This is a genomic window from Capsulimonas sp. (assembly GCF_039929585.1).
GTDB lineage: Bacteria > Armatimonadota > Armatimonadia > Armatimonadales > Capsulimonadaceae > Capsulimonas.
The window spans coordinates 1-24,456 of record NZ_JBDSQY010000361.1; the positions used below are offsets into that span (position 1 = coordinate 1).

A 24,456-nucleotide genomic window follows, 5' to 3' on the forward strand; every position below is an offset into this window, starting at 1 on the left:
CGTCCCGAAGATCGCGCCGAAGCATACGCGCCTTGCCGCCGCGACGATCGTTCTGTTCGGGGTGATCTTTCGCGCCGCTGTTCTTCCCGCCCCGCCGTCGCTCTCCACCGACATGTACCGATACGTCTGGGACGGTAAGGTCGCTGTCCACGGGATCAACCCTTACCGGTGGGCTCCGAACGCGCCGCAGTTGCGGCCGCTTCGCGATTCGATGTGGACCGTGACTGAGTACAAGGCATACCAGACGATCTACATGCCAGTCTCGCAGGCGTTCTTTGCTGGGAACTATATCGCGTTCGGGCATAATCTCACGGGGTACAAGGCCGTCTACACGCTGCTCGATATCGGCGTGGTGATGATGATCCTGATCATGCTTGGGATGCTCAAGCGGCCTCTGACATCGATCATTTGGTATGCCTGGTGCCCCTTGCCGATTACGGAAGTGGCGCTGGCGGGGCATCAGGACGTCGTCGGGGTCTTCTTTTTGATGCTGGCCTTCCTGCTGGTCCTGCGGCGCGCCTCCGCCAATCGGATTGCCGTGGCGCTGACATGCGCCATTCTGACCAAAGGCTTCGCGCTGCTGCTGATCCCCTTGTTCTGGCGGCGTTACGGCAAGGCGTTTCTGGTTCCCGCCGCGATCTCCCTGGGGATTCTCAGTCTGCCGCTGCTCTTCTGCCTTCCCGAGTTTCTGCATGGGATGCAGCAGTACCTCAAGACGGTGCATGTGAACTCGGGGTTGTTCCAGTGGTCGGATATGGCGCTGAAGCATATCACGCGCGCGCACTATCAGATCGCGGCGATCCTGAGCGACATCGCCATTATCGCGATCGCCCTCTGGTCGGTGCGGCGTCCGGTGAACACGGATCAGGAGCTGATGCGGCGCTCGTTTATCGTACTGTCCGCGACGCTTATGGTGGTTCCGACGCTGTTCCCATGGTACCTGGTTTGGGTGACGCCGTTCCTGTGCTTGATCGGCCGCCGCCCTTCGTGGGCGCTGGTGCTGCTGGTTTTCTTGATCGGCCTGCTTTACACCTACTATATCTCCATCCAGTTCCACTGGTGGACCCCGGTGCTGGAGTATGCGCCGTTCTACCTCGTGCTGGCCTGGGAATATCTCACCTGGCGGAACCGGCGGCGTAATCCCGATGGGCAGCTTCCGTTTGTGGGCGACGGCGTCGCGCAGCAAGTGATGGCGATGCTGGCCGAGGCGAAGCGGCCGGAGCCGAAGAAGGCGTGAGCCTGCGCATCGCTACCTACAATATTCGCGGGGGATTGGGGATGGACGACGTTCGTTCGCTCCCTCGCATCGCGGAAGTCCTCCACACGCTGGAGGCGGACATTGTCTGTCTCCAGGAAGTCCACCAAAACCTCCCCTGGAGCGGCTTGGCCAATCAGCCTCGCCGCTTAAAACATCTCCTCGGCTCCGAAGTGGTCTTCCAGCGCAATCTGTCGTTATGGTTTGGGGGCTTTGGCAACGCGATCGTCACAAAGGCGCCGGTGCTCCACGTGAAGCGTCACGCGCTGCCCGGAGGGCGGGAGCCGCGTGGGTGTTTGGAGGTCCGGCTGCAAACGAACCTGGGAGAATTGAAGGTTCTCAGCACGCATTTGGGTCTGAGTGATGGGGAGCGGAGGCGTCAAGTCATGCGCCTTGCCGAGATTGTGAACGCCGACCGCACTCCGGTCGTGCTCTGCGGCGACTTCAACGAGGGGCCGGACGCCGGGAATTTACAGTTTCTTCTGGAGCAGACGGGGCTGCGCGACGCCGGGGTGGGGGGCGATTTTACCTACTCCTCGGATGCGCCCCGCGCTCGTATCGATTTCGTTCTTCTCAGCGAGACGCTCTCGGAGGACGGACTTTGGGTCGCTCCCAGTATCGCGTCAGACCACTACCCTGTTATTTCCAATATTAAACTTCGATCTTGAAATCTTTATGAATTTTTTTGCGTAGTAGAAGCAGGGGATGCTTTTTCCCCAGCGCCGTGCGCGTCCGCCCCATGGTTTAAGGCGAAATAAAGGTGAATGCCTTTGCTCGCGATGACCGAACCCGCAAGCGCCATCAGCCCCAGCAGACCGATCCGCATGACATATGTCGCCAGCGCCGAACCGATATTGGCGGCTGGCGGCGCCGTTTCGCCCTTAGGGATCGGCAGATTCAGTCCCTGAACCGGAGTTTGGAAGAGATGCATCGCCTCCATAAAGACGAAGCACAGCATCGCAATTCCGGCGAGAAATACGAGGATGGCGATCAGACGCCCGGGTAGGTCGGTGAGGGATTTCGACTGAGGCATACGGAGATTCCTGTTTCGTTCAACTTCTGCCAATAATATCACAGTGGGTGGCGTCAAGTCAAGAAACGCCAATTCGCGAATCTCAGAAAGTCGTGGTAAAATTACCTATGGCATTGCTTCCTGTTTTTCTTCGGCGTGCTCTGACCGTGACCGCCGTTTTCTCCGCGCTCGGCTTTGCCGGCGCGCATTCAGCCCAAGCGGAAATTGTCGTCTCCGGGTCAAATGCGGTAGTTTGTCCTCCGCTGCAAGCCTGGTGCGAACACCATATCCCCCGGATGTTTCAGCCCAAGACTCGCGTCTCCGTGCGCAACTTGAGCGACCGGCAAATGGCGGCCTACTTGGCCGGCGATCAGAACGCCGTGGAGCCGGATCAGGATCCGAAGTCTTCGCATACGTCCGGCGGCGATGATGACGATATTGACGGCATTTATGAGAACGGCCCACCGCGCATCACCCTGCGTATCCCGAAATCGGGCGCGGTCGACATGATGACCTTCACGCACGAGTACGGTCACTATGTCTGGTTCAACTTGATCAGCAAGAACGACCGCAATCGCTACGAGAAGATCTACAAGCGGCAGGGTGCGGCGAACCATCTGGTAACACGCTATGCGGCGACGGATTTGGAGGAAGGATTTGCGGAAGCGTTTTCGTTCTATGTCAACCAGCCCCAGCTGCTGGAGCGGCGCGATTCGGCGTCGAACGATTTCTTCCGCGGCCTTTTGAATGCCCCTCAAACCCAGGACAACGATCGGTAAACCCACGGCATGGCAGGTGCGAGCCCCGTTCCCCAACGAAGCGGAACAAGTTCTGCACATTCTCTGCGACGCCTTTCACCTTCGAGTCGACGCCGCGCGTCCCATCTTCGCGAACGATCCCTTTTTCGATCTTTCCCATAAGCGTGTTTTGACTACCAAAGCACACGGCCTCGTCGCCTGCCTCACGATCGTTCCGGCGCGCGTGCGCGTTGGGAGCGCATGGATCCCATTCGGAGGCATTGCGGGCGTCGCCACGCTGCCCGAGCGCCAGCGTCAGGGCTACGCCGGCGAATTGCTTCAGGGCGCGCTGCGCTCGCTTGCGGGCGAACTGCATTACCCGCTTTCTGGTCTGTTCACGGACCTCCCCAATTACTATCGGCGCTTCGGCTGGGAATACGCCACGAGAAACTGCGTCCTCAAGTCTCCGCTCGCCGCGCTTCCGAAATACGGCGGCGCCGACTACGTGCGTATCGCCGCGATGCACGATGCTCCTGCGCAAAAGCAGATCGCATCCGTGCACGCCGCCACGCTTTCGGCGCGCCCCTCCGGCGCCTTCGAACGCGATAAGCGGCGCTGGGATGTGATCCGCCGTTTCCTGCCCGGCGTGAAAATCGCTTTATACCAGCATGACGGTCCCGCCACGGGCTACGCGATCTTCGAAGAGACCCCGAATGAGCTGCGCGTCCATGAGTTCCATGGGTGCGACCAGGTGGCCGAGCGCGCCCTGATCGGCTTTCTTGCAACTCGCGGCGCCCGGCGGCTGGAATGGGCGGCGCCGCTTTCGGAAATCCAGCGTCTTGGGCTTCAAGAGTATGCTTGCGGAACGGAGCCCTTGTCCATCGAAGTTCAGCCGGACATGATGGTTCGCGTCGCCGATGTCGCCGCCGCGCTGGCCGCCGCGCACTCCGCCAACTTCGCGCCCGTCCTCAACGCCTCTCAGCAGACACTGACGGTAATCGTGAATGACGATCCGATCTGCCCGGACAACAGGAACCCCATCCGAATTACATCCCAGGGACTTGAACCCGGCTCACAGGACGATGCGTTGTGGATCTCGCTGGGCATCGCCGCCTTTGGCCGGCTCTTCCTGGGATACCACGACGCATCAACGATTCAGGCGCTCGGCCTGCTGACGGCGTCCCAACCCGAGGCGCTGGCGACCGCCGATCGGCTGTTTCCCGCACGCGATCCATTCGTCGCAATGCCCGATCGGTTCTAAAGAGTCCCTATTCCCCCACTCGCTGAGGCTCGTCTTCCCCTTTTCCCAGCAAGGGGCTAAAGCCCGGGAAAAGGGGCGTTCATCATTAGAGGCAAGGCGAGTTTTGTCGTGGCCGGAGAAGAATTTTAGTCCGAGCTGGACTCTTGCCACAACATGGAACACTCGCCTGGAACTTAATTACCAGCACCCCTTTTCCCGCCCGAAGGGCCTTGCTGGGAAAAGGGGAAATCAAGCTTTAGCTTGATGGGGGAATAGGGCCGAACGCGGAATTTCTGGCGCTTTCGCGCAGGAATTTCGGTCTCCTCTCGCGAAATTCGACAGACATGCCCACCAAACGCAAACTGCGCATTACCCCGCAAGCCCTGCTCGATCTGAAAGTCCCCAGCGATCTTCGTATCTCCCCCAGCGGCGCGCGCGTTGCCTATACCGTCGAGGAGACGGATTGGGATAAGAACGACACAGCGCAGCATCTCTATGTGATCGACGCCGAACAGAATAAAGACCCACGTCAGCTGACGCGCGGCAAGTCGCAGGAGTTCGGGTTGGAGTGGTCGCCCAGCGGCGATTGGCTCGCCTTTCTGCGCCTGCGCCCGGCCGACGAAGACGAGGATGACGACGAGGAAGGGGAGGGCAAGGCGCAGGTCTGGCTGCTGCCGATGGACGGGCTCGGCGGAGAGGCCGAGAAGCTGACCGAGGCGCCGCAGGGGATTCTTGCGTACGAGTGGCTCCCGGATTCGTCTGGGATCGTCTATCTGGCCCGCGAGCCGCGCCCAAAGCCGCTCCAGCAGGTCTACGAGGACCGGGCCGAGGACGAAAACGACGCCGTGGTGGACCGTGAGGAAAAGTTCCGGCGGCAAATCTGGCGCATCGATTTGGAGAAGCGCAAGTCGGTCCTCATCCATCGGGGCGATCTGGGCATTTTAGAGATCGCCGTTTCGCCCGACGCTCAGCGGATCGCCTTCCTCACCAACTACACCGGCGAGCTGAACGACTACCATCAGGCGGATATCTGGGTGCGGCAGCTGTCGAACGGGCGTATCCGGCCGATCGTTCAGGGAGCCGGCGGCAAATATCAATTGCACTGGTCTCCGGACGGCGAAAGCCTTTTTTATATTCAGCCGCAGGAACCCGAGTATTCTTATTCTCAGAGCAACCTCTACTCCGTTTCGATTCAAGGCGGCGAACCTGTCAATATCACGGTGGGATTCGATCATGACCTGGTGGGCTGGCGCGGCTATTGGTGGGACCAGGACGGCCGCCTTTATCTGAGCGCCGCCGTCGGCGTATCGACCGCCGTGTTTATTCAGGAAGACGGCGCATTCTTTCCTCTGATCCAAAACGACGAGCATATTCACGAGTTCACCGTCTCCCCGAATGGGTCTGTGGCCTACGTCGCGAGCGGCAATCAGGACGCACCTGAGCTTTACTGGCTGGCGCACGACGCCGAAGAAACGGTCGTCCTCACCGAGCAGAACAACGACTGGATGGACCAGTACGCGCTCTGCTCGGTCGATATTGTGAGCTGGAAGTCGCCGGACGGAACGCTGGTGGAGGGCCTGATCACCTATCCGAACGGTTACGACCCCGAGCTGACCTATCCTCTCATTTTGAGTATCCATGGCGGACCGCATGGGCGCGCCGTGCAGTCGCTCCTGCCGGGTTCGGCGGCGCAGGTGTACGCGTCCGACGGCTTTGTGGTGCTGTCCCCCAATTACCGGGGCAGCGAGGGGTACGGCAACGCATTCAGCACCGCCAACCGGGGTGATCTGGGCGGCGGCGATTACTGGGACTGCATTTCGGGCGTGGACTGGGCGGTTGCCGAGGGGATCGCCGATCCGGAGCGACTGGGCATTATCGGCAGTTCGTACGGAGGATATCTCACCAATTGGGCAATCACGCAGACGGATCGTTTTAAAGCGGCCGTCTCCGCGTTCGGTATCTTTTCGTTCGTCACCGATTTCTCCAATTCCGAAGCGCCGCGCTGGGAGATGGAGTATCTGAACGGACCGTACTGGGAGCAGCCGGAGCTTTACGCCTCTCGCTCCCCCGCAACCCACGCGCAGGCGATCCAAACGCCGATCTTGATCCTGCACGGCGACTCCGACAGCAACACCTTCATTGCGAACTCGCAGGAGATGTATACGGCGCTGCGCCTGCAAAACAAGGTCGTGCAGTATGTGCGCTATCCGCGCGAAGGACATGGCTTCGCCGAGCCGAAGCACCGCGTGGACGAAATACGCCGCTGCCGCGCCTGGTTCGACAAGTATGTCATGGGCGCCGGCCAGACGATGACGTATCGCCTGGGCGACAAGATCGTGCAGGACGGCTGGGAGCTGACGGTCGTCGAAGCGGAGGTGGCGTCCTATGTCGGTCATCCGGCGGCGACGGGCCGATTTATCGAAGTGGCGTTCGTGCTGCGGGAAGTGGCGGAGACACGCGCGGAGCTGACGCTGGGACCGGCCGATGTCGCTCTCACGCGCGGCCTTTCGTCCTCCGGGCGCAGCGGCCGGCCGGTGGGACTGCCGCTGACAGTGCTCGGCCAGAAGGTCCTCGCCGAGGGCGCGCGCTGGCGCTTCACCTTCACGACCGAAAAAGAGGAGCGCGGCGTGACCGCGCCGATCGCCGTGACCTTCCGGATCTCCGCCGCCGGCGGGGCGTACGCCCTGGCCGTGAAGGACTTCCCGCCGATCACGTTCGATATTCCCGAGGAAGACAAAGACGATGATGCGCCCAGCGCAGCACGGGAAGGAAAACAGTCATGATCCGCACATGGACACGGGGCGGGGGAGCGCTCCTCTGCGCGGCGCTGGCCGTCCTCGGCGCCGCCATGAGTGCGGACGCCAAGTCGAAGCCGCTGCCGGAACCGAAGATACAAATTATTGTGGACGACACCGCCGTCCGTCAGCTGATCGCTCTCGCCGCCGCGCACGACACCACGGACGCGAGCCTTGAGACGTGGCTCGATCTTCCTGCGAACGTCTATCTGCTCAAGGTGGGTGAGGGTGAGGAGAACCTGACCCGCGCCCAGCTCAAGGCGAACGCGATTGAGGCCATTAACGGGACCGCCACCCCGAAAACGCAGCCCTCCGACGACATGGGCGCCATGCGCTTTACGGCAAACGTGTATACCCAGATGCTGGATGTGCTGCACGTATCGCTGCCCCAGCGGGTCCAGCGCATTGCCGACCGCGACAAGCAATTTTCGCCACTCGGGACTGATGTCAGCGAGACCGTCTACCTCCATCTCGGCGGCGACTGGGACGCCATCAACTCTGGAGGCGCGATCTACGTCAATATTCGCTACTGGATCGAGCAGGAGCAGCCGAGCTGGAACGGCTTCAACATGATCGTGGCGCACGAGACCATGCACACGGTTCAGAACCAGGCGTTCGGCAACCCCGAAGTGCAGACCGACGGCCCCGGCGCCTTCCTGACCGCCCTCTCCAAGACCCAGCGGGAAGGCACGGCCCGCTATGTCGAATACGACACCGACCCGGAACCCTACGCCCAGGGAACCTACGGCTTCTTCTCCCGCGCCGTCACCAGCGAAACCCTGCGCGCGTATCCGACCGACATTCACCTGCTCCAGTCCCTCTACGACGCCTGCTTCCCCACCTTCGACCACGACAAGTTCGTACAAAGCTACACCAACGGCGTGAGCGGCGGCGGCCCCTTCTACGACGTCGGTCACGGCGTCGCGAAGGCGATCGACGAGCGGCTCGGCCGCAAAGTCTTGATCGAGACGATCGCCGGCGGCCCCAAGGCGTTCTTCACGAAGTACATTGGATTGTGCGAAAAAGACAAAGCGCTGCCGAGGCTGCCCGGCGACGTGGCGCGGCAGGTGAAGGCGATGCCGGAGAAGCTCTAGACGCCTGACATTTTGCCGACGATCAGGATATATGGTATAATAAATAAGCGCGAAATTGTACTTATTTGCTTCGCCATCTACTGAAAGCCGCCACTATTGCAAGACCCCATATTAGCCTTCGACGCCGAGGACTCCGCCCCCGAATTGTTCCCTTTGCGGCAATTCGAATCCGCTGTCACGCCCGAATTTACCGCCGCCCATGCGGACGCGCCCGCGACGCTTCCGTCCGGCGGCGACTTCCACAACGTCTTTCCCATCCATGACGGATCGGGCGATGTGGCGGTGATTTTGGGCGATGTGGCGGGGCATGGCGAAGAACAAACCGCGCAGGCCGACCACATGTGCGAGCTGCTTTCGGACTGCCTCGCCATTGGAATGTCGCCTGCGGACACGCTGACGGCGGTCAACGCAATGGTGGAGCCGGATCCGAACTTCCCTGTCTTTGGAACGGTGTTCGCCGGAACGATCGAAGCCAATACCGGCAAGCTTACTTACGCCAGCGGTGGCCACGAACCCGCTTTGATCGCCGAGCCTGCGGATGCTGGAGCTCCGATGGTGGCGGAGCTCGAGGGAACGGGGCCGCCGGTCGGAGCCTTCCCGCCGAACGTCGCCAGTTTCGATCAGCATGAAGCCCACATTGCCTCCGGCTCGACCCTGCTCGTGTACTCCGACGGCGTTTCTGAAGTCCGCACCGCCGACAAGCACCGAGACTGGTTCGGCGTCGACCGCCTCAAAATCATCCTCGCCGAACTCGCCGTGCTTCCTCCGCGCCGCCTTGTCTCCGAACTGATGCAGCGCGTCGCGCAGTTCTGTCGAGGTCGCTTTCACGACGATGTCTCCATCCTCGCCGTCCGCCGCCAAACAAGCGGTCGCCGGAAATAATCTTTTCCTCTTTGTGAAACTCTGAGATTGCGCGGCGGAAAAGTAATTGTGTCCGCCTGCAACTTTTGTGTGCGTTGCGAGTCTCATGAAACGGGCGTTGCTAGCTTCTCCCGCTCTTTCATAGGATGAACAATACTCATGACGCTTTTTACACGCTTGGCTTTGGCGCGCCTGTCGTCTCGCGGCATGGCGACCCTTGGAATGCTTCTTGTGGCGCTTCCGGCGAACGCGCAGGTGGCGGCGGCAAATCCACCGCCGGGCAGTACAAGCGCGAAACAGGCTCCTGATGCTGGCGATACCCTTGCCGCCGCCCTCGCCGCGCTGCCGGGCGAACAGCGCGGCGCACGTCTGCTCATCGCCCTTTCCCCGGAAGACAAAAAACGCTCTGCGGTTTCATCGGCTTTTCCCGCCGCGCCGCCTGTTTCAGGCCCACTCGGCGCGATCTGTCTCCAGTACCGGCGCACGTTTGATCGGTTTGGCGAGATCGGCGCTCTGCCGCCGGCGACGATGACCGTTCTTCGGTTGCCGGAGGCGCCGAAGCTGAGCCCAAATTCCGTCAGTCTGGAGACCGCCCTCAAAGTATTTCTTTCCATGCTGACCGTAGATCAATTGAAACAGATGGGAGGCGACGGTCTGGATTTGGGATCGTTGTCGCCGGATCAGCGGGATTTCTTTCGCAATATCGTTGCGCGCCCGTTGCCGGTTGCGTCCAATACTGGCCCCGACCCATTCCAGTCGGACCCTCCCTTGACAAACAGCGCCCCTGTGTTTCGAGCGTTTCGAGCCGGCGTCCAGGGCCTGCCTGCGTCCGCGATGCAAAGTGCGACACGCCTTCGCGCCGCGCTCTGTGCTTCCTATTCGTTCACACGTCCTGAAGATAGCGGGACCCTCTCCGTCGAAACGAAATCCAAGGATGTCCGGGCTCAGTCAGACTATTCCCGATCTTTTATGACCCCGCCTGCCTTCCACGTTGCGAACCCAAATCCGATCCTTTCCGCGATCAAGTCAACAGTCCCCACGATATTGAAGTCAGGAGAATTGGACTGGGGACGCTCGGAACTGCGCGGCGTCATGGCGCCGGCCGCATTCAAAACGGTCGGAGAGATCGTTATCGCCGTGGGGCGTCGGTCCAGCCTGGAGCTTTACTGCGATCCTCATTACGCCGATAAGACACTGGCGTTTTACGGTGATGTCAATCGAGAGTATCCGATCAGCGACCTGCTGAGGGTGCTCACTGTCTCCGTCTGCGGCGCCTGGCGTAAAGTCGGACCGGCGTATGTGCTGACCAATGACGTGCTGGGCGTCGGCTACCGGCGGCAGGCGATCCACGATGCACTGACGCCCTGGGCGGCGCATATCGACGATCTTAACACGGACGCCGACGCCGCTCTGGCCCAGAAAAAGCTGCCCCAGCTTCTCCACTTTCGCCCGGACGATCCGCTTGCCGCGCCGCTCGATTCCATTCGCGGCGAGTTGAACGAGGAGGATATGGTCGAAACGAAATTTGGGCGCCTGCCAAGCGCATTGCAGGAGGAGCTGCGCGCGCGGCTGCACAAGGAGACGCTCGGCGTTCCCGAAAAGTCGGATGATCCGGACGATACGCAGCCTTTTCTGCGCGCCGACGCGAATCGTCTCGTTCAAGGCGTCAACAATGATTTTTCAGTGCAGGTGTCCCCGGGTATCCAGCTCATACTGGACATTCCCAATTTTGGATCGCTCTCTCTCGCCACTACTTCCTCCCAGCATACACTTCCACTGAACAATCCTGACAGAGAACCGGCGTCCAGCGACCTGGAGACGCCGCCACGGATCAATCCGGCGCGAAACATCGCCCTGATGGCCGCGCCCGCCTCGGAGACGGAAGCGCGGGCGCTTGTCGATCAGATGGCGCAGTCCGGAATGAAGACACTGTACTGCATGGCGTTTACCAATGGAATGACATATTTCCCAAGCAGCGCCATCCCGCCAACAAGCGCACACGGCGGCGTGCTGGCGGCGGCGGTGGACGAAGGTAAGCTCAAGGGCGTTGCGGTGCACGCCACCCTGGATCTGATGCAATGGAACACCGATACGCCGAAGGTCGATTCCTTCGACTGGTCTCATTCCATCGCGCCGGAAATCACAATCGTTGGGAAGACGCCGTCCGCCGCGCTCGATACCGCCTTGCCGCACACAATGGAAGAGCATTCTGACGAAATGCATGCACTGGTGCGGGCCATGCAGTCGGGCGGCTGGCCATCGGTCCTTGATCCTCACACACGGCAAATCCTGGTTGAGCTTTGCCGGGAAACTGCGAGCATTCCCGGTATCTCCGGAGTTTTCTTCAGCAGGCAATGCCCGCCCGGGTACGGCGGCGTTTCAGTAATATCGGAAGTCAATCCCGTCGATCTTGGTTACGGCGACGCGATGCGGCTTGCCTACCTGCGCGCTCACCACCAGGATCCGATCGACATCGCTCAGCCCGACAGCGGGGTCAATTTGGACAAACATGGCCAGACGACAGTCATGCTGTCTTCAAGGCTCTTCATTCCAGAGTATGACGACTTCGCGGACAGCAATTATTTGCTCGCCTGGGACGACTTTCGAACTAAAATTTGGGGGCATGTGATGGCGGATGTGTTTGCCGCCGTAAAGAAGACGGCTCCGGGGTTATCCCTGAGTGTTCGGGACTACATCGGCGGCTTGAGTTTTTATCCATGGACGGATCCCGCTGTAAATCCCATAATGCCGTCCGGTGATAGTCCTGAGTCTGATGTCCCCAGGGCGATCATCGCCGTCGGCGCTTTTGATGACGACAAGGCGCTGGCAGCCATGGTTCAGGAGGCTTTCGCGGACGATGCGCTGGATACGATCATTTTTGATACAAGCTCGATCCCGATTCGGCGCGACTTGCTGGACGAGGTGAAAGCGCTGAGCCAAACGTTTGATTTCAAGAAAGTTTCGGGCGCAGTCGATGCCGGCGTCAGGAAGTAATACGCTTATTTACTCCGCGTTGATGCTGTGCTCGATCTGATCCAGGCGCTTGCGTTTTGCTTTCAACGTCCTCAATCTTAAGTTATAATCGTCCACATGTCTGTCGTGCCGTATGATATTCTCTTTGTATGTTCTGAGATTGTTATTATAAGCGTCGACTCTCTCATTGAAGTCGTCCGTCATGGAAGGTTCGCTCTCATCCAGCTCTCGTTTCATTGCGGTGAGATCTTGGTCATCGATTTCGAGCTGTGCGGACTGGCGGCGCAGCGTGTCCTCTTCACCGAGAATGATTTGCGATTCGACATCTCGATTCGCCGTCTCGGCGTTCACTTCCGCCTGAAGACGCCGCGCTTCCTCTTTCATCTGCCGCGAGGCGTGGCGATGAGGCGTGCTATGGCTGCCGGGGCCAGTCTCAATCCAAAATCTCCACTTGTAACGGGAGCCGGATTGGAATAGTTTGTCGCCAAATGAGGGAAGGATGTGCGCCAACGAAATGCTGAACGAGCACACTCCCGTCGGCGCCGTGATCGTCTGCCGCGAATGCGCCGCCACTCGGATTTCGGGCTGGTCCGCAAGGTGCAGAAACAGCGTTCGATCCGCGTCATTGGTGAGAACTAGGGTAGGGGGATCATCCGCGCCCGTCTGTTCGCTCGGCAGATCCACGCCTTTGTTAGGGTGCGGCGTATAGCGCACATCGACACGATTGGCGCGCACCCAGCCAATCCGTCCCGACGACAGACCGATGACATGCAGCCACCCATGCTCCGCATGATGCGACACAAGCACAGTCCAGTCCCTTGGACGCAAAGACGCGATCTTCTCGGACGCCGCGTCCGGCTCCCCATAAAGCGCCGTTGGCGCCTTCACAATCCCCACATCTACACCCGGGTCTTTCCAGCCCTGTGACGAGGAATGACTGTGCTTTGCCGCCAGTGATACGTGGCTCAGAGATAAGATCAGGATCGCGGTCGTCAGAAGTGATGTCTTCAACTCTATGTCTCCTCGCTCTGTGAATCAACTTACCTTGATACTCGCGAAAATGAGACACATCCGGAAAGCTAGGGCGAGAAATTATTTCATGAGAGGATTTTTGAGGAAGTGAAACGCAAGCCGAAGGCCTGAACGTGCTGTGGGAGTTGGTCGCGAAGCAGGGATCTTACTCCGTCACTTCGCGTTCTTTCAAAAGCTCCGCGACACGACCGTTCTCCCGGACCATCTGAGTCATTGTCAAGCTGCTGAAGTAGAGGAGAATACTTTCCTCGCTACTCACCTGCTTCATGAGATACTTCATCACGGCGACTTTACCATGTTCCGCCGCCGTCGCGATCGCCGTGTCGCCGCAGTCGTTTTGCATCTTCAGATCGGCATTGTGCTTCAAAAGCAGCTTGCACATGTTCAGGTAGCCAAGGCCCGCCGCCTCGACCAGCGGCGTCGCGCCGAAGCTGTTGCGGGTGTTCACATCGGAACCGCGCTCCAGCATCCACCGCGCGACCTCCACCTCGTTTTCGGCGACAATGTAATGGAACGCCGTCTCTCCGATCGAGTTGCGCGCGTCCAGTATCGTCGGGTCGCTTTCGATCAGCGCCGCCGCGGCGTCGATGTCGGAGCAAGCGGCGTCGCGCAGCTCGTAAAATCGGGGGTCTGTTGTTTTCTTCGTCGTGCTTATGAGGATCATTATTCTGATTTGTGCAATGTCAGCGCGGCGGCTTCCGCCAGCGGCAGGCTTTTCGCATGGTGCGGCCCGGCGTCCATCGCGGCGACGATAATCGTGCTTTGACCGCTCACTGATGCGTAATGAAATCCATGAAGGAAGTGAGTAGATCCTTCCTGGGCCGGATATTTATAATATTGGCGCATTGCCGACAGTGGGCCGATTGTTCCGGATTCCGCATCCGTCTTCACAATACCCGCTTTGCCGTTGAGGAACGGGTTGCCGTTCAATATGGTTTCCAAGTCGGTCGGTGCGAAGCCGGGCTTTGCCTCCGAGACGACGACAAAGATGACGGCGAATGTGTTGTCCTTGCGCGGAGCCCCTTTTGCTAAGTACCCGGTGATCGCTGCGCGATCCGTGGACATATCGTGCTCTTCGATAGTATAGCCGACCGGCAGCCGTAAGCTGTAACTTCCAAAATTGGTCGCCTGGTCAAGCTGTACGACGAGTTTTGGATCGGCGATCCATGTCGACGCATCGCCGGAGACAACGGGAGCCTCTTTTTTTGCGGCGGGCTTATGAGGCGCCTTCTTCGCGGGCTTGCCAGTCGGCTTCGCGGCACAATGTTCAGCGATGCAGCCGCCGGCGATTGTCAGGGCAAGCATCGAGGCGATCCATCGGTATGACAAGTTCTCGTCCTTCAATAAATTTGACTTTAGCAACTAAGCATTATAACACGAAAAACGGGCGGCGGAGCATACGCCCCGCCGCCCGTTTTCTTTTGAATTTCCGCACCGACTGCTTCTCGCAGCTTACGCTTCCACAAGCGGCTGGACGCCAGCGACACCGAGATGCTCGACTGGCAGAACGCGCGACTTTCGCAGGCGCATGTGGGAGCGCGGCTTGGGCTGCATTGCCTTGACCTGATGGGACAGACAGCATGCGCCGGCGCCCGTCGAAGGCCCCGCATGATCCTGTTCCGCCCAAGCCTCCAAAAGCTCGGGGGTGACACTTGTTTTCGTTAATGGTTTCATTACTATTTGGCGCCTCCCCTCAACACTTCAGCAGCAGATGGTATGAGTTCGTAGTAGCAAAGACACTCGTGATCGCATTCGCGATCCATGGGTATCATACCACACTTTTCGTAAAAACTCTCAGCTTGGGGCAGCGCGTAAAGGCCGACACGCCCTCGGTATCCATTTTCGAAACTGAGGTCCACGGCGATCTGCATCAGCACTCGTCCCACGCTTTTGAACCGCGGCGTCTTGCCTGAAGTTCCTAGCAGCTCAGCAAGATTCCAGGGAGCCACACAAAGGAAATCGATGTGAATTATAGGCTTCTCTACGAGCGAATCGGCAATCTCGCCATCGTCGTCAAGCAGCGCATGATACATATCATTCACGATCATCAAACCCTGCATGGCTCCATCGCATTCGACGCCATAGATTAAGTAATCGCTGGGGTCCATAAAATTCGGATCAATTTTTGCGCCCCACTCCCACTCTTGGTGTTGCGGAAGCCGCCACCACCGAACCCCATTGGCTTTAGCCGCTTCTACCGTGTTATTCAGGTAGGGCTTCCATGCTAAATCGACCGTTGGCAAGTCGTTTATCGTCAGAACGCGGAGCCGCGCCTCTCGATTTTTAGTTGTTGCCCCATCACGAATCAGCACTGGAATTGGTAAAGCAGTAACCAACTCAACATCTTCCATCTCATCCATATTAGATGAGTATACCTGAAACAAAAACGGGCGGCGGAGCATACGCCCCGCCGCCCGTTTCTTTTGAATTTCCGAACTGCGTGATTAGTTGCAGCCGCAGGAGCCGCAGCCGCCGCCGGCTTTGGTGTCGAGGCCGGCGGCCTCTTCGTCGCCGGTGCTGAAGCTGGAGCCGCAGCCGCAGGACTTGGTGGCGTTCGGGTTCTCGATCTTGAAGCCGCCGCCCATGTCGGTCGAGATGTAATCAACGACGGAGCCGGACATGTAGCGCATGCTGGTGTTGTCCACGACGAGGCGGATGCCGCTCAGGTCGAAGACTTCATCGCCGGGCTCGACGTTCTCGTCCAGCGCCATGCCGTACTGCAGGCCGCTGCAGCCGCCGCCGGAGACATAGACGCGAAGATAAAGATCGTCGCGGTCCTGCTGGGCGATCAGCGTGCGGACTTCTTCCGCCGCCGCGTCGGTGATCGAAAGGGGCGACGCCACTTCGGTGATGGTGGTGGTGATCGGCTCGATAACTGTTGACATTGTTTTCCTCCGTAGCGGGTTCAAATTCCGCCGGTATGACAATCACCGCGGTCGATTGCGGTGAAGACTATTAGCTCTTATACCCAGCCGCCGTGGGAACGGGCGGCATGGCGGTGCGTGTGATCGTTTCGACGGGAACCAGCGCTTCTTCGTACTCGAAGGCTTCCATCGAAATACAGTCCATCGGGCAGATCTTGGCGCACAGAGCGCATCGGATGCACTTGGTGCCGTCCATCAGCATGATGGTGCCGTCGTCCGGCAGCAGCTCTTCCTGAGGCACGCCGTACTTCGCCTCGATCAGCGCCGCCACGTCCGCGTCGCCCGTCACATCCGTGACCGGAACCATCTTGAGGATGCTCTCCGGGCAGATATTGATGCACAGGCCGCAGAGAATACATTTCTCCGCGTCGAAGACCACGTTAACATGACAACGCAAACAGCGCATGCCTTGTTCCCGGGCCGCCTTCTCCGTATAATTAAATTCGACCAAATCGAAGCCGGCCGAGCGGGAGTGGGTCTCGCGCTCCGGGGGCTCCTGGCGAATAAAGGCGTCGTACTTGTCCGGCATGCCGTAGTTCACGATCGGCAGCGCGCGCATGTAGCCGCGCTTGACGAGCTTGAAGCTCTTGCCGGTGATGAACTCATCCACGCCGACCGCGCACTTCTGAGCGGAGGCGATACCGTCGATGAACAAGCGCGCGCCGACGGCGATATCGCCGACTGCGAACACGTCCGGGTGGTTCGTTGACTGAAGCGTCTCGGGATCGACATCAATCGTGCCGCGCGGTGTTTTCGCGAGGTCTTCGATGCCGGTCAGGAAGTTCCAGTTCACCATCTGGCCGATGGACACGATGACCGTGTCGCACTCGATGATCTTCTCGGTGCCGTCGATCAGCTGCGGGTTGAAGCGGCCCGTCGCGTCGATCAGCGACTTGACCTTCTTGGTCAGGACGCCGGTGACGTGATCTTCGCCCAGGATCTCGACGGGCCAGGTCTGCGGGTGCAGCTTGACGCCTTCGAGAATGGCTTCCTCGATCTCGTACTCATCCGCGTTCATCTGCGCGCGGGATTCGCCGAAGATACAATCGATCGTCTTCGCCTTGGACGCAAGCACGCGGGAGATATCCGTCATCGCGTAATTCTTCGGCTTGCTCAGCTGAGACAGGCCGGGAATAACGTTCGTACGTACTGTCATACGCACGACGTCCATCGCAACGTTCCCGCCGCCGATGACCACGCACCGCTCGCCGACATGGTACGGTTTGCCCATGTTGACTTCACGCAGCAGGTCGATGCCGATGTGAACGCCCTTGCCGCGCAGCTTTTCCGCGCCCGGGGTGGGGGAGGGGCGGCCCGCCATGAAGCCGGCGGCGATGATGAAGGCTTTGTAGCCCTCCTCGCGCAGCTGGGGAATGGTGACGTCCTTGCCGACGCTGACCCCGAGGCGCAGGTCAACGCCCAGTTCGCAGATGGCCGCGATCTCCAGGTTCATCAGTTCGCGGGACAATCGGTAGATCGGAACGCCGGTCGCCATCTGGCCGCCGGGGATTTCGAGTTCTTCGAAAACCGTGACGCGGTAGCCGAGGCGGGCGAGATCGTGCGCGGCCGTCATGCCGGCGACACCGCCGCCGACAACGGCGATCTTTTCTTTATCCAGGGTGGGGCGCGCCGAACCGCGCGCGTTGGAGTATTCCAGGGACTTATGCAAGTCCTTGAGGTTCTCGACGCCGTATTGCTCGGTCGCAAATCTTTTCAGGGCGCGGATGGAGACGGGGCCGCTGGTGTCGACGCCGACATTGCCGCGCGTACACTTGGTCTCACAGGGGCATCCGCAAATGCGTCCGCACATGGACGCGAACGGGTTTGGCGCGCGCGCGATCGCATAAGCGTCCTCGTAGCGGCCTTCGCCGATTGCAATCACATATCCACGCGCGTCGGTTTTCACCGGACATCCGGTCTGGCAGCCGATCTTGCCGCGCCAGTAATCGATGTCTGGGACCTTTACGCGATAGGGAGCTTTTGTTTCTTCTGCCATTCTCTCACGCCTTCACTAAACAAATACGAAACGGTTGGGCGAAATCTTGGCGAATCCAATCGCCGACTGTACAACGTTCGCCTTCTCAATTGTACCATATCCGGCCACGCTCCACAAGGGAGCGTGGCCGGATTGTGAAAAAAGGCGCAATCCTTTAGTTCTGGGTCGGTTCTTCGTCTTCCACGACAATGTCCACTTCGTGCGCCTGGAACATTCGGACGACGAAGCCATCTTCCTGCATCGCGTCGCGCACGCCCAGTGCGATCTCCAGATCCTCACAGATCTCGAAGGCCACATCCTCACCCGCCTCGCCGACGACGATGTAAGACTCGCCCTCTTCCAATTCCATCTCGTCGTCCTGATCCGCCATCGTCAGCGGGACGCTCGTCTTGCGGTCCGCATTTCCATTCTGCGCCATTATTCTTCGGTCTCCTCTGGTTTTTTCGCCCGGGCCCGCTTGGGGCGCGGCGCGTCTTCGGTCAGCAGCTCCACAACCAATCGGTTGAAGCCCTGCGCTTGTTCGTCCTGCGGCAGCAGTCCGGATTTGTCAAATACGCTCAGCTCCGCGCGGGCGTTCGCCGCGAGGAAAGCTTCGGCGTCGGAAAGCGGCGTCATGCGCGCCTCGCGTCCCCAGATGATGCGGATCGTCTTCTGCGCAAGGGCAGGGAACGCTTCGGCGACGCTATGGTTCAGCAGGCCGCTGATAAACGCCGGCGGCGCATTCTGCGAGCCATACTGGTGCGAAACGGTGAAATAGTGCTCGATCATCTCGTCATCCACAAATGACGGATCGAAATAGGTCTGGTTCATCAGATAAAAACGCAGCGACGGGACCGAAGTCAGCGCATTGTGCACCGTCGTGCCGATCAGCGGCGCATGCAGCATCTGATAGGCCAATTCGGTCTTGGCGCCCGGCTCCTTGGACAAACGCCGCAGGCCGGTCGGGCAGACGAGAATCAAGCTCTGGACCAGATCGGGCAGATCCTGCGCCGCCTGTACGGCGTAGGCCGACGATAGCGACGAAGCGACGATCGCGCAGGGCTCTTTGATCACTTCGCGAATAAACTGCGAGATCTGCTCGATGTACTTGCCGCCCGTGTAATCGATGCGTGGCTTGTCCGAAAGACCGAAGCCCAGCAGATCCAATGCGTAGACGTTGAAATGTTCGGACAGGCTGTCGAAATTCTTGCGCCACTCATAACTCGACGCGCCTTCGTACACGCCGTGCAGCAGCAGCACTGGAAGGCCCTTGCCCTGACGCGCGTAGAAAAGGTCGCCGTATGGGCCGGGCCAGAAGCGGCCTTCGCCGCCCAGCGGATTCCCTTGCGCTTTGGCTTTTGCGAAGACCGTGCTGTTTACCGCCGCGAGCGCGGCCACTCCGGCCCCAGCCCACAACAAACCCTTGATTGTTTTATTCATTGATGGTGGCTCCTGCTCTCTAATGGTGCGTCTTACCCAAAATCCAGAGAATGCGTAAGTTAAAGATTGCTGAAGTACGTTTTGAGCGATGCGGGCAGGCGCTCAAGCGATTGATCTGGAGCGCCGGGCGCGCCGACCGCCGCGTAGCGCCAGTGCTGAGTGGCGAAGATCCGCATTGGCCTGGGAGGGCCGCCGCCAATCTTCGTCGACAGTGCAATCGCCGTTCGGAATGCGTTCTGCTCCGGCGTCGGCTGGCCCGTCGGAATGGCGTAGAGATCGAAGGAATCGATCGCGCCGTCGCCCCTCTGGTAAGTCGCGTGGTAGATCGGAGTCAATGTACCCGAAAGGACGGTCTCTTGATCCGTTTTCCGCCGCGCGAACGCCGGAGCTTCCTCAGTCTCTATCTGCGGCGGCATTACATCCGTCAGAGACGCCCCCGTCACCGGCAGTTCTGTCAGCGGATCGTCGGGCGCGCCATGTGAGATCGGCGCGGTGGCGACCGCTGTGAGAGCCGACTTATCATGCCGCCCATACTTATGGACAGCTGTCACGATCAGCACGACGACCAGGATCAGCGTGACCAGCGTGATACCGACAACACCCAGGCAAGCGCCAAAGGATTGCTGGCGGAACTGCTCGTCGTCCGCTTCCTTGGTTTCCTGAAACTCCTCTGAGTTTTCAATCTCGGCGCGCGCCGCCGCAAGCTCCGCTGCGGTTTCATCGTCGACGACGACCAATTTGGCGAAACATGTCGGACACGTCGCAGACTTGAGACTGGCGTACTGAGCGCCGCAGCGCGGGCAGACTTTCGCGGCCATGGACGGTTATTCTCCCGCCGCCGCTGCCGTGATGCGCTCGGCCAGCGCGCGATGCCCGGCCAGATCGATTTTCGAGATGATCGGACATGGGGAGATCCAGCGCTGCTTGGCGGCGGCGATGCGCGCCAACGATTCCTCGATACGCGCTTCGGTGATCCGTCCGTTCCGCACAGCCTCGATGACCGCGTCCCGAATGGCGACCTGCGTCTCCAGTGTATGGCAGCAAAGCAAAATATCGGCGCCCGCCTCCAGCGCCAGCACTGACGCCTCCGCCGAACCCCATTTGGCCGCGACGCCCTTCATCTCCAGACAATCCGTGATAATCAAGCCCTGGTAACCCAGATCCCCGCGCAGCAGGCCCGTCAGGATCGCCGGGGACAATGTTGCCGGCAACTCGGCGTCCAGTTCGGTAAACAGAATATGCGACGTCATAATTCCCGCCAGGCCCGCCGCGATGGCCGCCCGGAATGGAACGAGTTCGATCTTGTCTAAACTCGCGCGATCAATGGCAATGGTCGGCAGCGCCAGATGCGAATCGACTTCGGTGTCGCCATGCCCGGGAAAGTGTTTACCGCAGGCCAGCAGGCCGGCGTCATCCTGGAAGCCGCGCACGGCGGCGACGCCCATCTTCGCGACCAATTCCGGATCGTCGCCGTAGGAACGGTCACCGATCACAGGGTTCCGCTCGTTGTTGTTCACATCAAGGACAGGGGCAAAATCCCAGTTGAGTCCTACAGCCTTCAGCTCCTCCGCGATGGCCCGCGCCACCTGCCGCGCATTGTCAAAATCCGCCGTATCGCCGATGGTCTTCGCGACGGGAAACTGCGTATAATGCGGTGGCACGAACCGGCTGACGCGTCCGCCCTCCTGATCCGTCGCCACAAACAGCGGCGGCAGCCCACGCGCCGCCGCGCGCTCCTGAAGCGACGCCAGCATTGCGCGAGTCTCGTGTACGTTTCCCACATTGCGGCCCATCAGGATTACGCCGCCGACGGAAAGGTCATCCACGAGCGCCGTAGCGTGCGAATTGACGGCTCGCGCGGCCTCGGGCGTTTCGCCCTGCCAGCCAAACAGCAGCAGCTGCCCAATTTTGATGTGGAGGTCTGTGGATGTGTTGACGTTCATAATCTGTGGTCCGGCAAACGGATGCTCTATGATGGCGCAAAACGGGCGCGCTTGTCCAGTGGCGTGGTGGGTATACTGTGGGCGATGTGACTGCGACAGCTTTATGATACCAGACGGCCATAGGAACCCGGCTATAAAACCCGGGCCTTGGGAGCCTTCGGCTAGGCGTCCGTCCCGGACGCAAATGCTGGTGATCGAATACATTTTCCTCCGTCCGGAACGGACGGCTAGTCGCGGAGCGACTCCCAAGGCCCGGGTTTTATACCCGGGTGAAACGCACCGGGCTTTTTTGCTCGGGTTGAACAATGGGAACGCTTCGCTTTTTCGAAAGGCCCATAACCCCGATGTCCACCACCGATCCCGCCCACGATGTCCTGCGCTCGGAAAGCCAGCCGCTCGATGTCTTCTTTAAGCCCAAAAGCGTCGCCGTCATCGGCGCCACGGAAACGCCAGGCAGCGTCGGCCGCACGATCCTGCAAAACCTGATCAGCAGCCCCTTTGGCGGCACGGTCTTTCCCATCAATCCCAAGCGCAATAGTATTCTGGGGATCAAAGCCTATCCCAATATTGCGTCGGCGCCGGACCCCGTAGAGCTGGCGGTGATCGTCACGCCGGCCGCCTCCGTGCCGGATCTGATCGGCGAATGCGTCGCCGCCGGCGTGAAGGCGGCGATTATCATCTCAGCAGGGTTTAAAGAGACTGGCCCAGAAGGCGCGGAGCTGGAACGGCGCGTGCTGGAGAAGGCGCGGGCAGGGAATTTGCGCCTGATCGGCCCGAACTGCCTCGGCGTAATGAGCCCGCTGAACGGCATGAATGCGACGTTTGCGCAAACGATCGCGCTGCCCGGCAACGTCGCGTTTATCAGCCAGAGCGGTGCGCTGCTCACGGCGGTTCTGGATTACAGTCTGCGTGAGAAAATCGGGTTCAGCGCCTTCGTCTCCATCGGCTCTATGCTGGACGTGGGGTGGGGCGATCTGATCAACTATTTGGGTAACGATCCCAAGACGCAGAGCATCGTCATTTACATGGAGTCCATTGGCGATGCGCGCGGCTTTTTGTCGGCGGCGCGCGAAGTCGCGCTGACCAAGCCGATCATCGTCATCAAGGCGGGACGCACCAGCGTTGGCGCCAAGGCGGCGGCGTCGCACACAGGAACGCTTACGGGGAGCGACGATGTGCTGAACGCCGCCTTCCAGCGCTGCGGCGTGCTGCGCGTCACCAGCATCGCCGACCTGTTCTACATGGCCGAGGTTTTGAGCAAGCAGCCGCGTCCTCGCGGACCGCGCCTGACGATCCTGACCAACGCCGGCGGCCCCGGCGTCCTCGCCACCGACGCCCTTATCACTGGCGGCGGCGAACTGGCCGAAGTGTCTCCCGAGACCATCGAAGAACTCAACGCGATCCTGCCCGCGGCCTGGAGCCACAACAACCCCATCGACGTTCTAGGAGACGCCGGCGCGGACCGCTACGCCAAGGCTCTGCAAATTGCCGCGCAGGATCCGAAGAGCGACGGCCTGCTTGTCATTCTCACGCCGCAGGCGATGACCGACGCCACCGCGACCGCCGACCTGCTGCGCCCATACGCCAAAATTCCCCACAAACCGATCCTTGCGAGCTGGATGGGCGGGGAGACGGTCGCCGCCGGCGAGCGCCATTTGAACGACGCCGGCATCCCGTCGTTCGCTTATCCCGACACCGCCGCACGCGTCTTCAATTATATGTGGAGCTACAGCGAAAACCTGCGCGAGCTTTATGAGACCCCGCAGCTTCCCACCGATCCCGGCGTGGAGTACGACGTCGCGCGCGCCGAGGCGATCATCGAAGGCGTCCGCAAATCCGGCCGCACCATTCTCACGGAGCCCGAGTCCAAAGACCTGCTCACGGCGTACAATATCCCAACTGTTGAAACGCGTATCGCCGCTACGGAGGAAGAAGCCCGCTGCGCCGCCGATGAGATCGGCTATCCAATTGTCGTGAAGATCTACTCGGAGACGATCACGCACAAGACCGATGTGGACGGTGTTCAATTAAATCTGAAAAATGCCGATGCGGTGGGAGCGGCGTTCCAGGCGATCGAGAAATCCGTGACTGAGAAGGTCGGCGCCGAACATTTCCAGGGCGTCACCGTCCAGCCCATGGTCGCGATGGGCGGCTATGAAGTCATCATCGGCAGTTCCATCGATCCGCAGTTCGGCCCGGTTCTTTTGTTTGGCTCCGGCGGTCAGCTGGTCGAAGTCTACGAAGACCGCGCGCTCGCCCTGCCGCCCCTCACCACGACGCTCGCGCGCCGCATGATGGAGCAGACCAAGGTCTTCAAAGCCCTGCAAGGCGTGCGCGGCCGCGCCAGCGCCGACATCGCCGCCTTAGAGCAATTGCTCGTTCGCTTCAGCCAGCTTGTGGTCACGCAGCCCTGGATCGCCGAGATCGACATCAACCCGCTGCTTGTCTCGCCCGAGCGGTTCTTAGCCCTCGACGCTCGCGTCGTCCTGCACCCCGTGGACACTAAAGAAGAAGACCTACCCAAGCCTGCGATCCGTCCGTATCCCGTGCAGTATGTCCGTACCTGGACCGCGCGGGACGGCGAAGCCGTCACCCTCCGCCCGATCCGTCCCGAAGATGAACCGCTGGTCACGCAGTTCCACGAAACGCTCTCTGAGCGCAGCGTCTACCTGCGCTACTTCCAGCCGCTCAAGCTCGACCAGCGCGTCGCGCACAACCGTCTTATCCGCATCTGCTTCAACGATTACGACCGCGAGATCGCTCTGGTCGCTCAGCGCCAGCTCACCGGCCACGGCGACATCGTCGCCATTGCCCGCCTCAGCAAGATCCCTGGCCGCAGCGAGGCAAACTTCTCCCTGCTCGTAAGCGACCTATTCCAGAACCAGGGTGTCGGCAGTGAGATGCTAGGGCAATTGGTGCAGATCGCGCGCGATGAAAAGCTCGCGCGGCTGACGGCGGAGATGCTGTCGGAGAACTACGGTATGCAGGCGATCTGCCGCAAACTCGGCTTCACACTGACACCTTTGCCCGATATGCCCTCGGTGACTTACGCGGTGCTGGAGCTGTAGAGGAGCTAGAATTGGCGAGTATAAAACCCACGCCTGTTCTAGGAAACGCGGGTATAAAACCCACGCCTGGGAGCGGCAGGAGCCGCTAACCGTCCGTGCCGGACGGA

The 24,456-nt window shown here is 60.1% G+C and carries 21 protein-coding genes; 9 read left to right on the top strand and 12 right to left on the bottom strand.

The features are described 5' to 3' along the window. Together ABIZ35_RS27900 and ABIZ35_RS27905 are read left to right on the top strand one after the other, a co-directional pair. Nucleotides 1–1,237: hypothetical protein (locus ABIZ35_RS27900; RefSeq protein WP_348223221.1), on the top strand; the 1,237-nt coding region annotated here is incomplete at its 5' end. Next, a complete protein-coding gene (locus tag ABIZ35_RS27905) occupies nucleotides 1,234–1,923 on the top strand; it encodes an endonuclease/exonuclease/phosphatase family protein (protein WP_348223222.1) in 690 nt (229 codons plus the stop codon). The genes ABIZ35_RS27900 and ABIZ35_RS27905, both read left to right, overlap by 4 nt. A 5-nt stretch (nucleotides 1,924–1,928) precedes the next feature. Here ABIZ35_RS27905 and ABIZ35_RS27910 read toward each other — a convergent pair whose 3' ends face one another. Next, nucleotides 1,929–2,288 (bottom strand): hypothetical protein, encoded by a 360-nt coding sequence (locus ABIZ35_RS27910; RefSeq protein WP_348223223.1) that lies wholly within the window; start codon nucleotides 2,286–2,288, stop codon nucleotides 1,929–1,931. A 107-nt stretch (nucleotides 2,289–2,395) separates the two neighbouring features. On the opposite strand from ABIZ35_RS27910, the gene ABIZ35_RS27915 reads away from it, so the two are divergent. From ABIZ35_RS27915 to ABIZ35_RS27940, 6 genes are all read left to right on the top strand, one after another. Further along, nucleotides 2,396–3,046: a hypothetical protein gene (locus ABIZ35_RS27915; RefSeq protein ID WP_348223224.1), complete on the top strand. Its 651-nt coding sequence runs from the start codon at nucleotides 2,396–2,398 to the stop codon at nucleotides 3,044–3,046. Beyond that, a complete protein-coding gene (locus ABIZ35_RS27920; RefSeq protein ID WP_348223225.1) occupies nucleotides 3,015–4,265 on the top strand; it encodes a GNAT family N-acetyltransferase in 1,251 nt (416 codons plus the stop codon). The genes ABIZ35_RS27915 and ABIZ35_RS27920 overlap by 32 nt, the downstream gene beginning before the upstream one ends. A gap of 323 nt (nucleotides 4,266–4,588) precedes the next feature. Further along, complete coding sequence (locus ABIZ35_RS27925) at nucleotides 4,589–7,027, top strand: S9 family peptidase (RefSeq protein WP_348223226.1); 2,439 nt, start codon at nucleotides 4,589–4,591, stop codon at nucleotides 7,025–7,027. Continuing rightward, complete coding sequence (locus tag ABIZ35_RS27930; RefSeq protein ID WP_348223227.1) at nucleotides 7,024–8,133, top strand: DUF5700 domain-containing putative Zn-dependent protease; 1,110 nt, start codon at nucleotides 7,024–7,026, stop codon at nucleotides 8,131–8,133. Before ABIZ35_RS27925 ends, ABIZ35_RS27930 begins: the two co-directional genes overlap by 4 nt. 96 nt (nucleotides 8,134–8,229) lie before the next feature. Then, nucleotides 8,230–9,015, top strand: coding sequence for a SpoIIE family protein phosphatase (locus tag ABIZ35_RS27935; RefSeq protein ID WP_348223228.1), 786 nt, complete (start codon nucleotides 8,230–8,232; stop codon nucleotides 9,013–9,015). Between the two features lie 138 nt (nucleotides 9,016–9,153). Further along, nucleotides 9,154–11,988 carry a hypothetical protein gene (locus ABIZ35_RS27940; RefSeq protein WP_348223229.1) on the top strand — a complete coding sequence of 945 codons (2,835 nt, stop codon included), beginning with the start codon at nucleotides 9,154–9,156 and terminating at the stop codon, nucleotides 11,986–11,988. A gap of 9 nt (nucleotides 11,989–11,997) precedes the next feature. On the opposite strand, the gene ABIZ35_RS27945 is transcribed toward ABIZ35_RS27940, so the two are convergent. The 11 genes from ABIZ35_RS27945 to nagZ all read right to left on the bottom strand — a co-directional run bounded on the left by ABIZ35_RS27945 (nucleotide 11,998) and on the right by nagZ (nucleotide 21,281). Beyond that, nucleotides 11,998–12,978 carry a hypothetical protein gene (locus ABIZ35_RS27945; RefSeq protein ID WP_348223230.1) on the bottom strand — a complete coding sequence of 327 codons (981 nt, stop codon included), beginning with the start codon at nucleotides 12,976–12,978 and terminating at the stop codon, nucleotides 11,998–12,000. A gap of 166 nt (nucleotides 12,979–13,144) precedes the next feature. Then, complete coding sequence (locus ABIZ35_RS27950) at nucleotides 13,145–13,663, bottom strand: ankyrin repeat domain-containing protein (protein WP_348223231.1); 519 nt, start codon at nucleotides 13,661–13,663, stop codon at nucleotides 13,145–13,147. After that, nucleotides 13,663–14,328 carry a hypothetical protein gene (locus ABIZ35_RS27955; RefSeq protein WP_348223232.1) on the bottom strand — a complete coding sequence of 222 codons (666 nt, stop codon included), beginning with the start codon at nucleotides 14,326–14,328 and terminating at the stop codon, nucleotides 13,663–13,665. The genes ABIZ35_RS27950 and ABIZ35_RS27955 overlap by 1 nt, the downstream gene beginning before the upstream one ends. Before the next feature lie 123 nt (nucleotides 14,329–14,451). Next, complete coding sequence (locus tag ABIZ35_RS27960; RefSeq protein ID WP_348223233.1) at nucleotides 14,452–14,673, bottom strand: hypothetical protein; 222 nt, start codon at nucleotides 14,671–14,673, stop codon at nucleotides 14,452–14,454. 2 nt (nucleotides 14,674–14,675) lie between these two features. Further along, nucleotides 14,676–15,359, bottom strand: coding sequence for a hypothetical protein (locus tag ABIZ35_RS27965; RefSeq protein ID WP_348223234.1), 684 nt, complete (start codon nucleotides 15,357–15,359; stop codon nucleotides 14,676–14,678). Between the two features lie 84 nt (nucleotides 15,360–15,443). Continuing rightward, nucleotides 15,444–15,884 carry an iron-sulfur cluster insertion protein ErpA gene (erpA, locus tag ABIZ35_RS27970; protein ID WP_348223235.1) on the bottom strand — a complete coding sequence of 147 codons (441 nt, stop codon included), beginning with the start codon at nucleotides 15,882–15,884 and terminating at the stop codon, nucleotides 15,444–15,446. A gap of 70 nt (nucleotides 15,885–15,954) precedes the next feature. Then, the gene (locus tag ABIZ35_RS27975) at nucleotides 15,955–17,919 is read right to left on the bottom strand and encodes an FAD-dependent oxidoreductase (RefSeq protein ID WP_348223236.1); all 1,965 of its coding nucleotides are present in this window, start codon (nucleotides 17,917–17,919) and stop codon (nucleotides 15,955–15,957) included. Between the two features lie 154 nt (nucleotides 17,920–18,073). Continuing rightward, complete coding sequence (locus tag ABIZ35_RS27980) at nucleotides 18,074–18,337, bottom strand: hypothetical protein (RefSeq protein ID WP_348223237.1); 264 nt, start codon at nucleotides 18,335–18,337, stop codon at nucleotides 18,074–18,076. Beyond that, nucleotides 18,337–19,338 (bottom strand): alpha/beta fold hydrolase, encoded by a 1,002-nt coding sequence (locus ABIZ35_RS27985; protein ID WP_348223238.1) that lies wholly within the window; start codon nucleotides 19,336–19,338, stop codon nucleotides 18,337–18,339. Before ABIZ35_RS27985 ends, ABIZ35_RS27980 begins: the two co-directional genes overlap by 1 nt. A 59-nt stretch (nucleotides 19,339–19,397) precedes the next feature. Next, on the bottom strand, nucleotides 19,398–20,156 hold the full coding sequence (locus tag ABIZ35_RS27990) for a hypothetical protein (RefSeq protein WP_348223239.1): 759 nt from the start codon (nucleotides 20,154–20,156) through the stop codon (nucleotides 19,398–19,400). 6 nt (nucleotides 20,157–20,162) lie between these two features. Next, on the bottom strand, nucleotides 20,163–21,281 hold the full coding sequence (gene nagZ / locus ABIZ35_RS27995) for a beta-N-acetylhexosaminidase (RefSeq protein WP_348223240.1): 1,119 nt from the start codon (nucleotides 21,279–21,281) through the stop codon (nucleotides 20,163–20,165). A 344-nt stretch (nucleotides 21,282–21,625) separates the two neighbouring features. Between nagZ and ABIZ35_RS28000 the strand changes: the two genes are divergently transcribed. After that, the gene (locus ABIZ35_RS28000) at nucleotides 21,626–24,349 is read left to right on the top strand and encodes a bifunctional acetate--CoA ligase family protein/GNAT family N-acetyltransferase (protein ID WP_348223241.1); all 2,724 of its coding nucleotides are present in this window, start codon (nucleotides 21,626–21,628) and stop codon (nucleotides 24,347–24,349) included. Nucleotides 24,350–24,456: the final 107 nt, after the last annotated feature.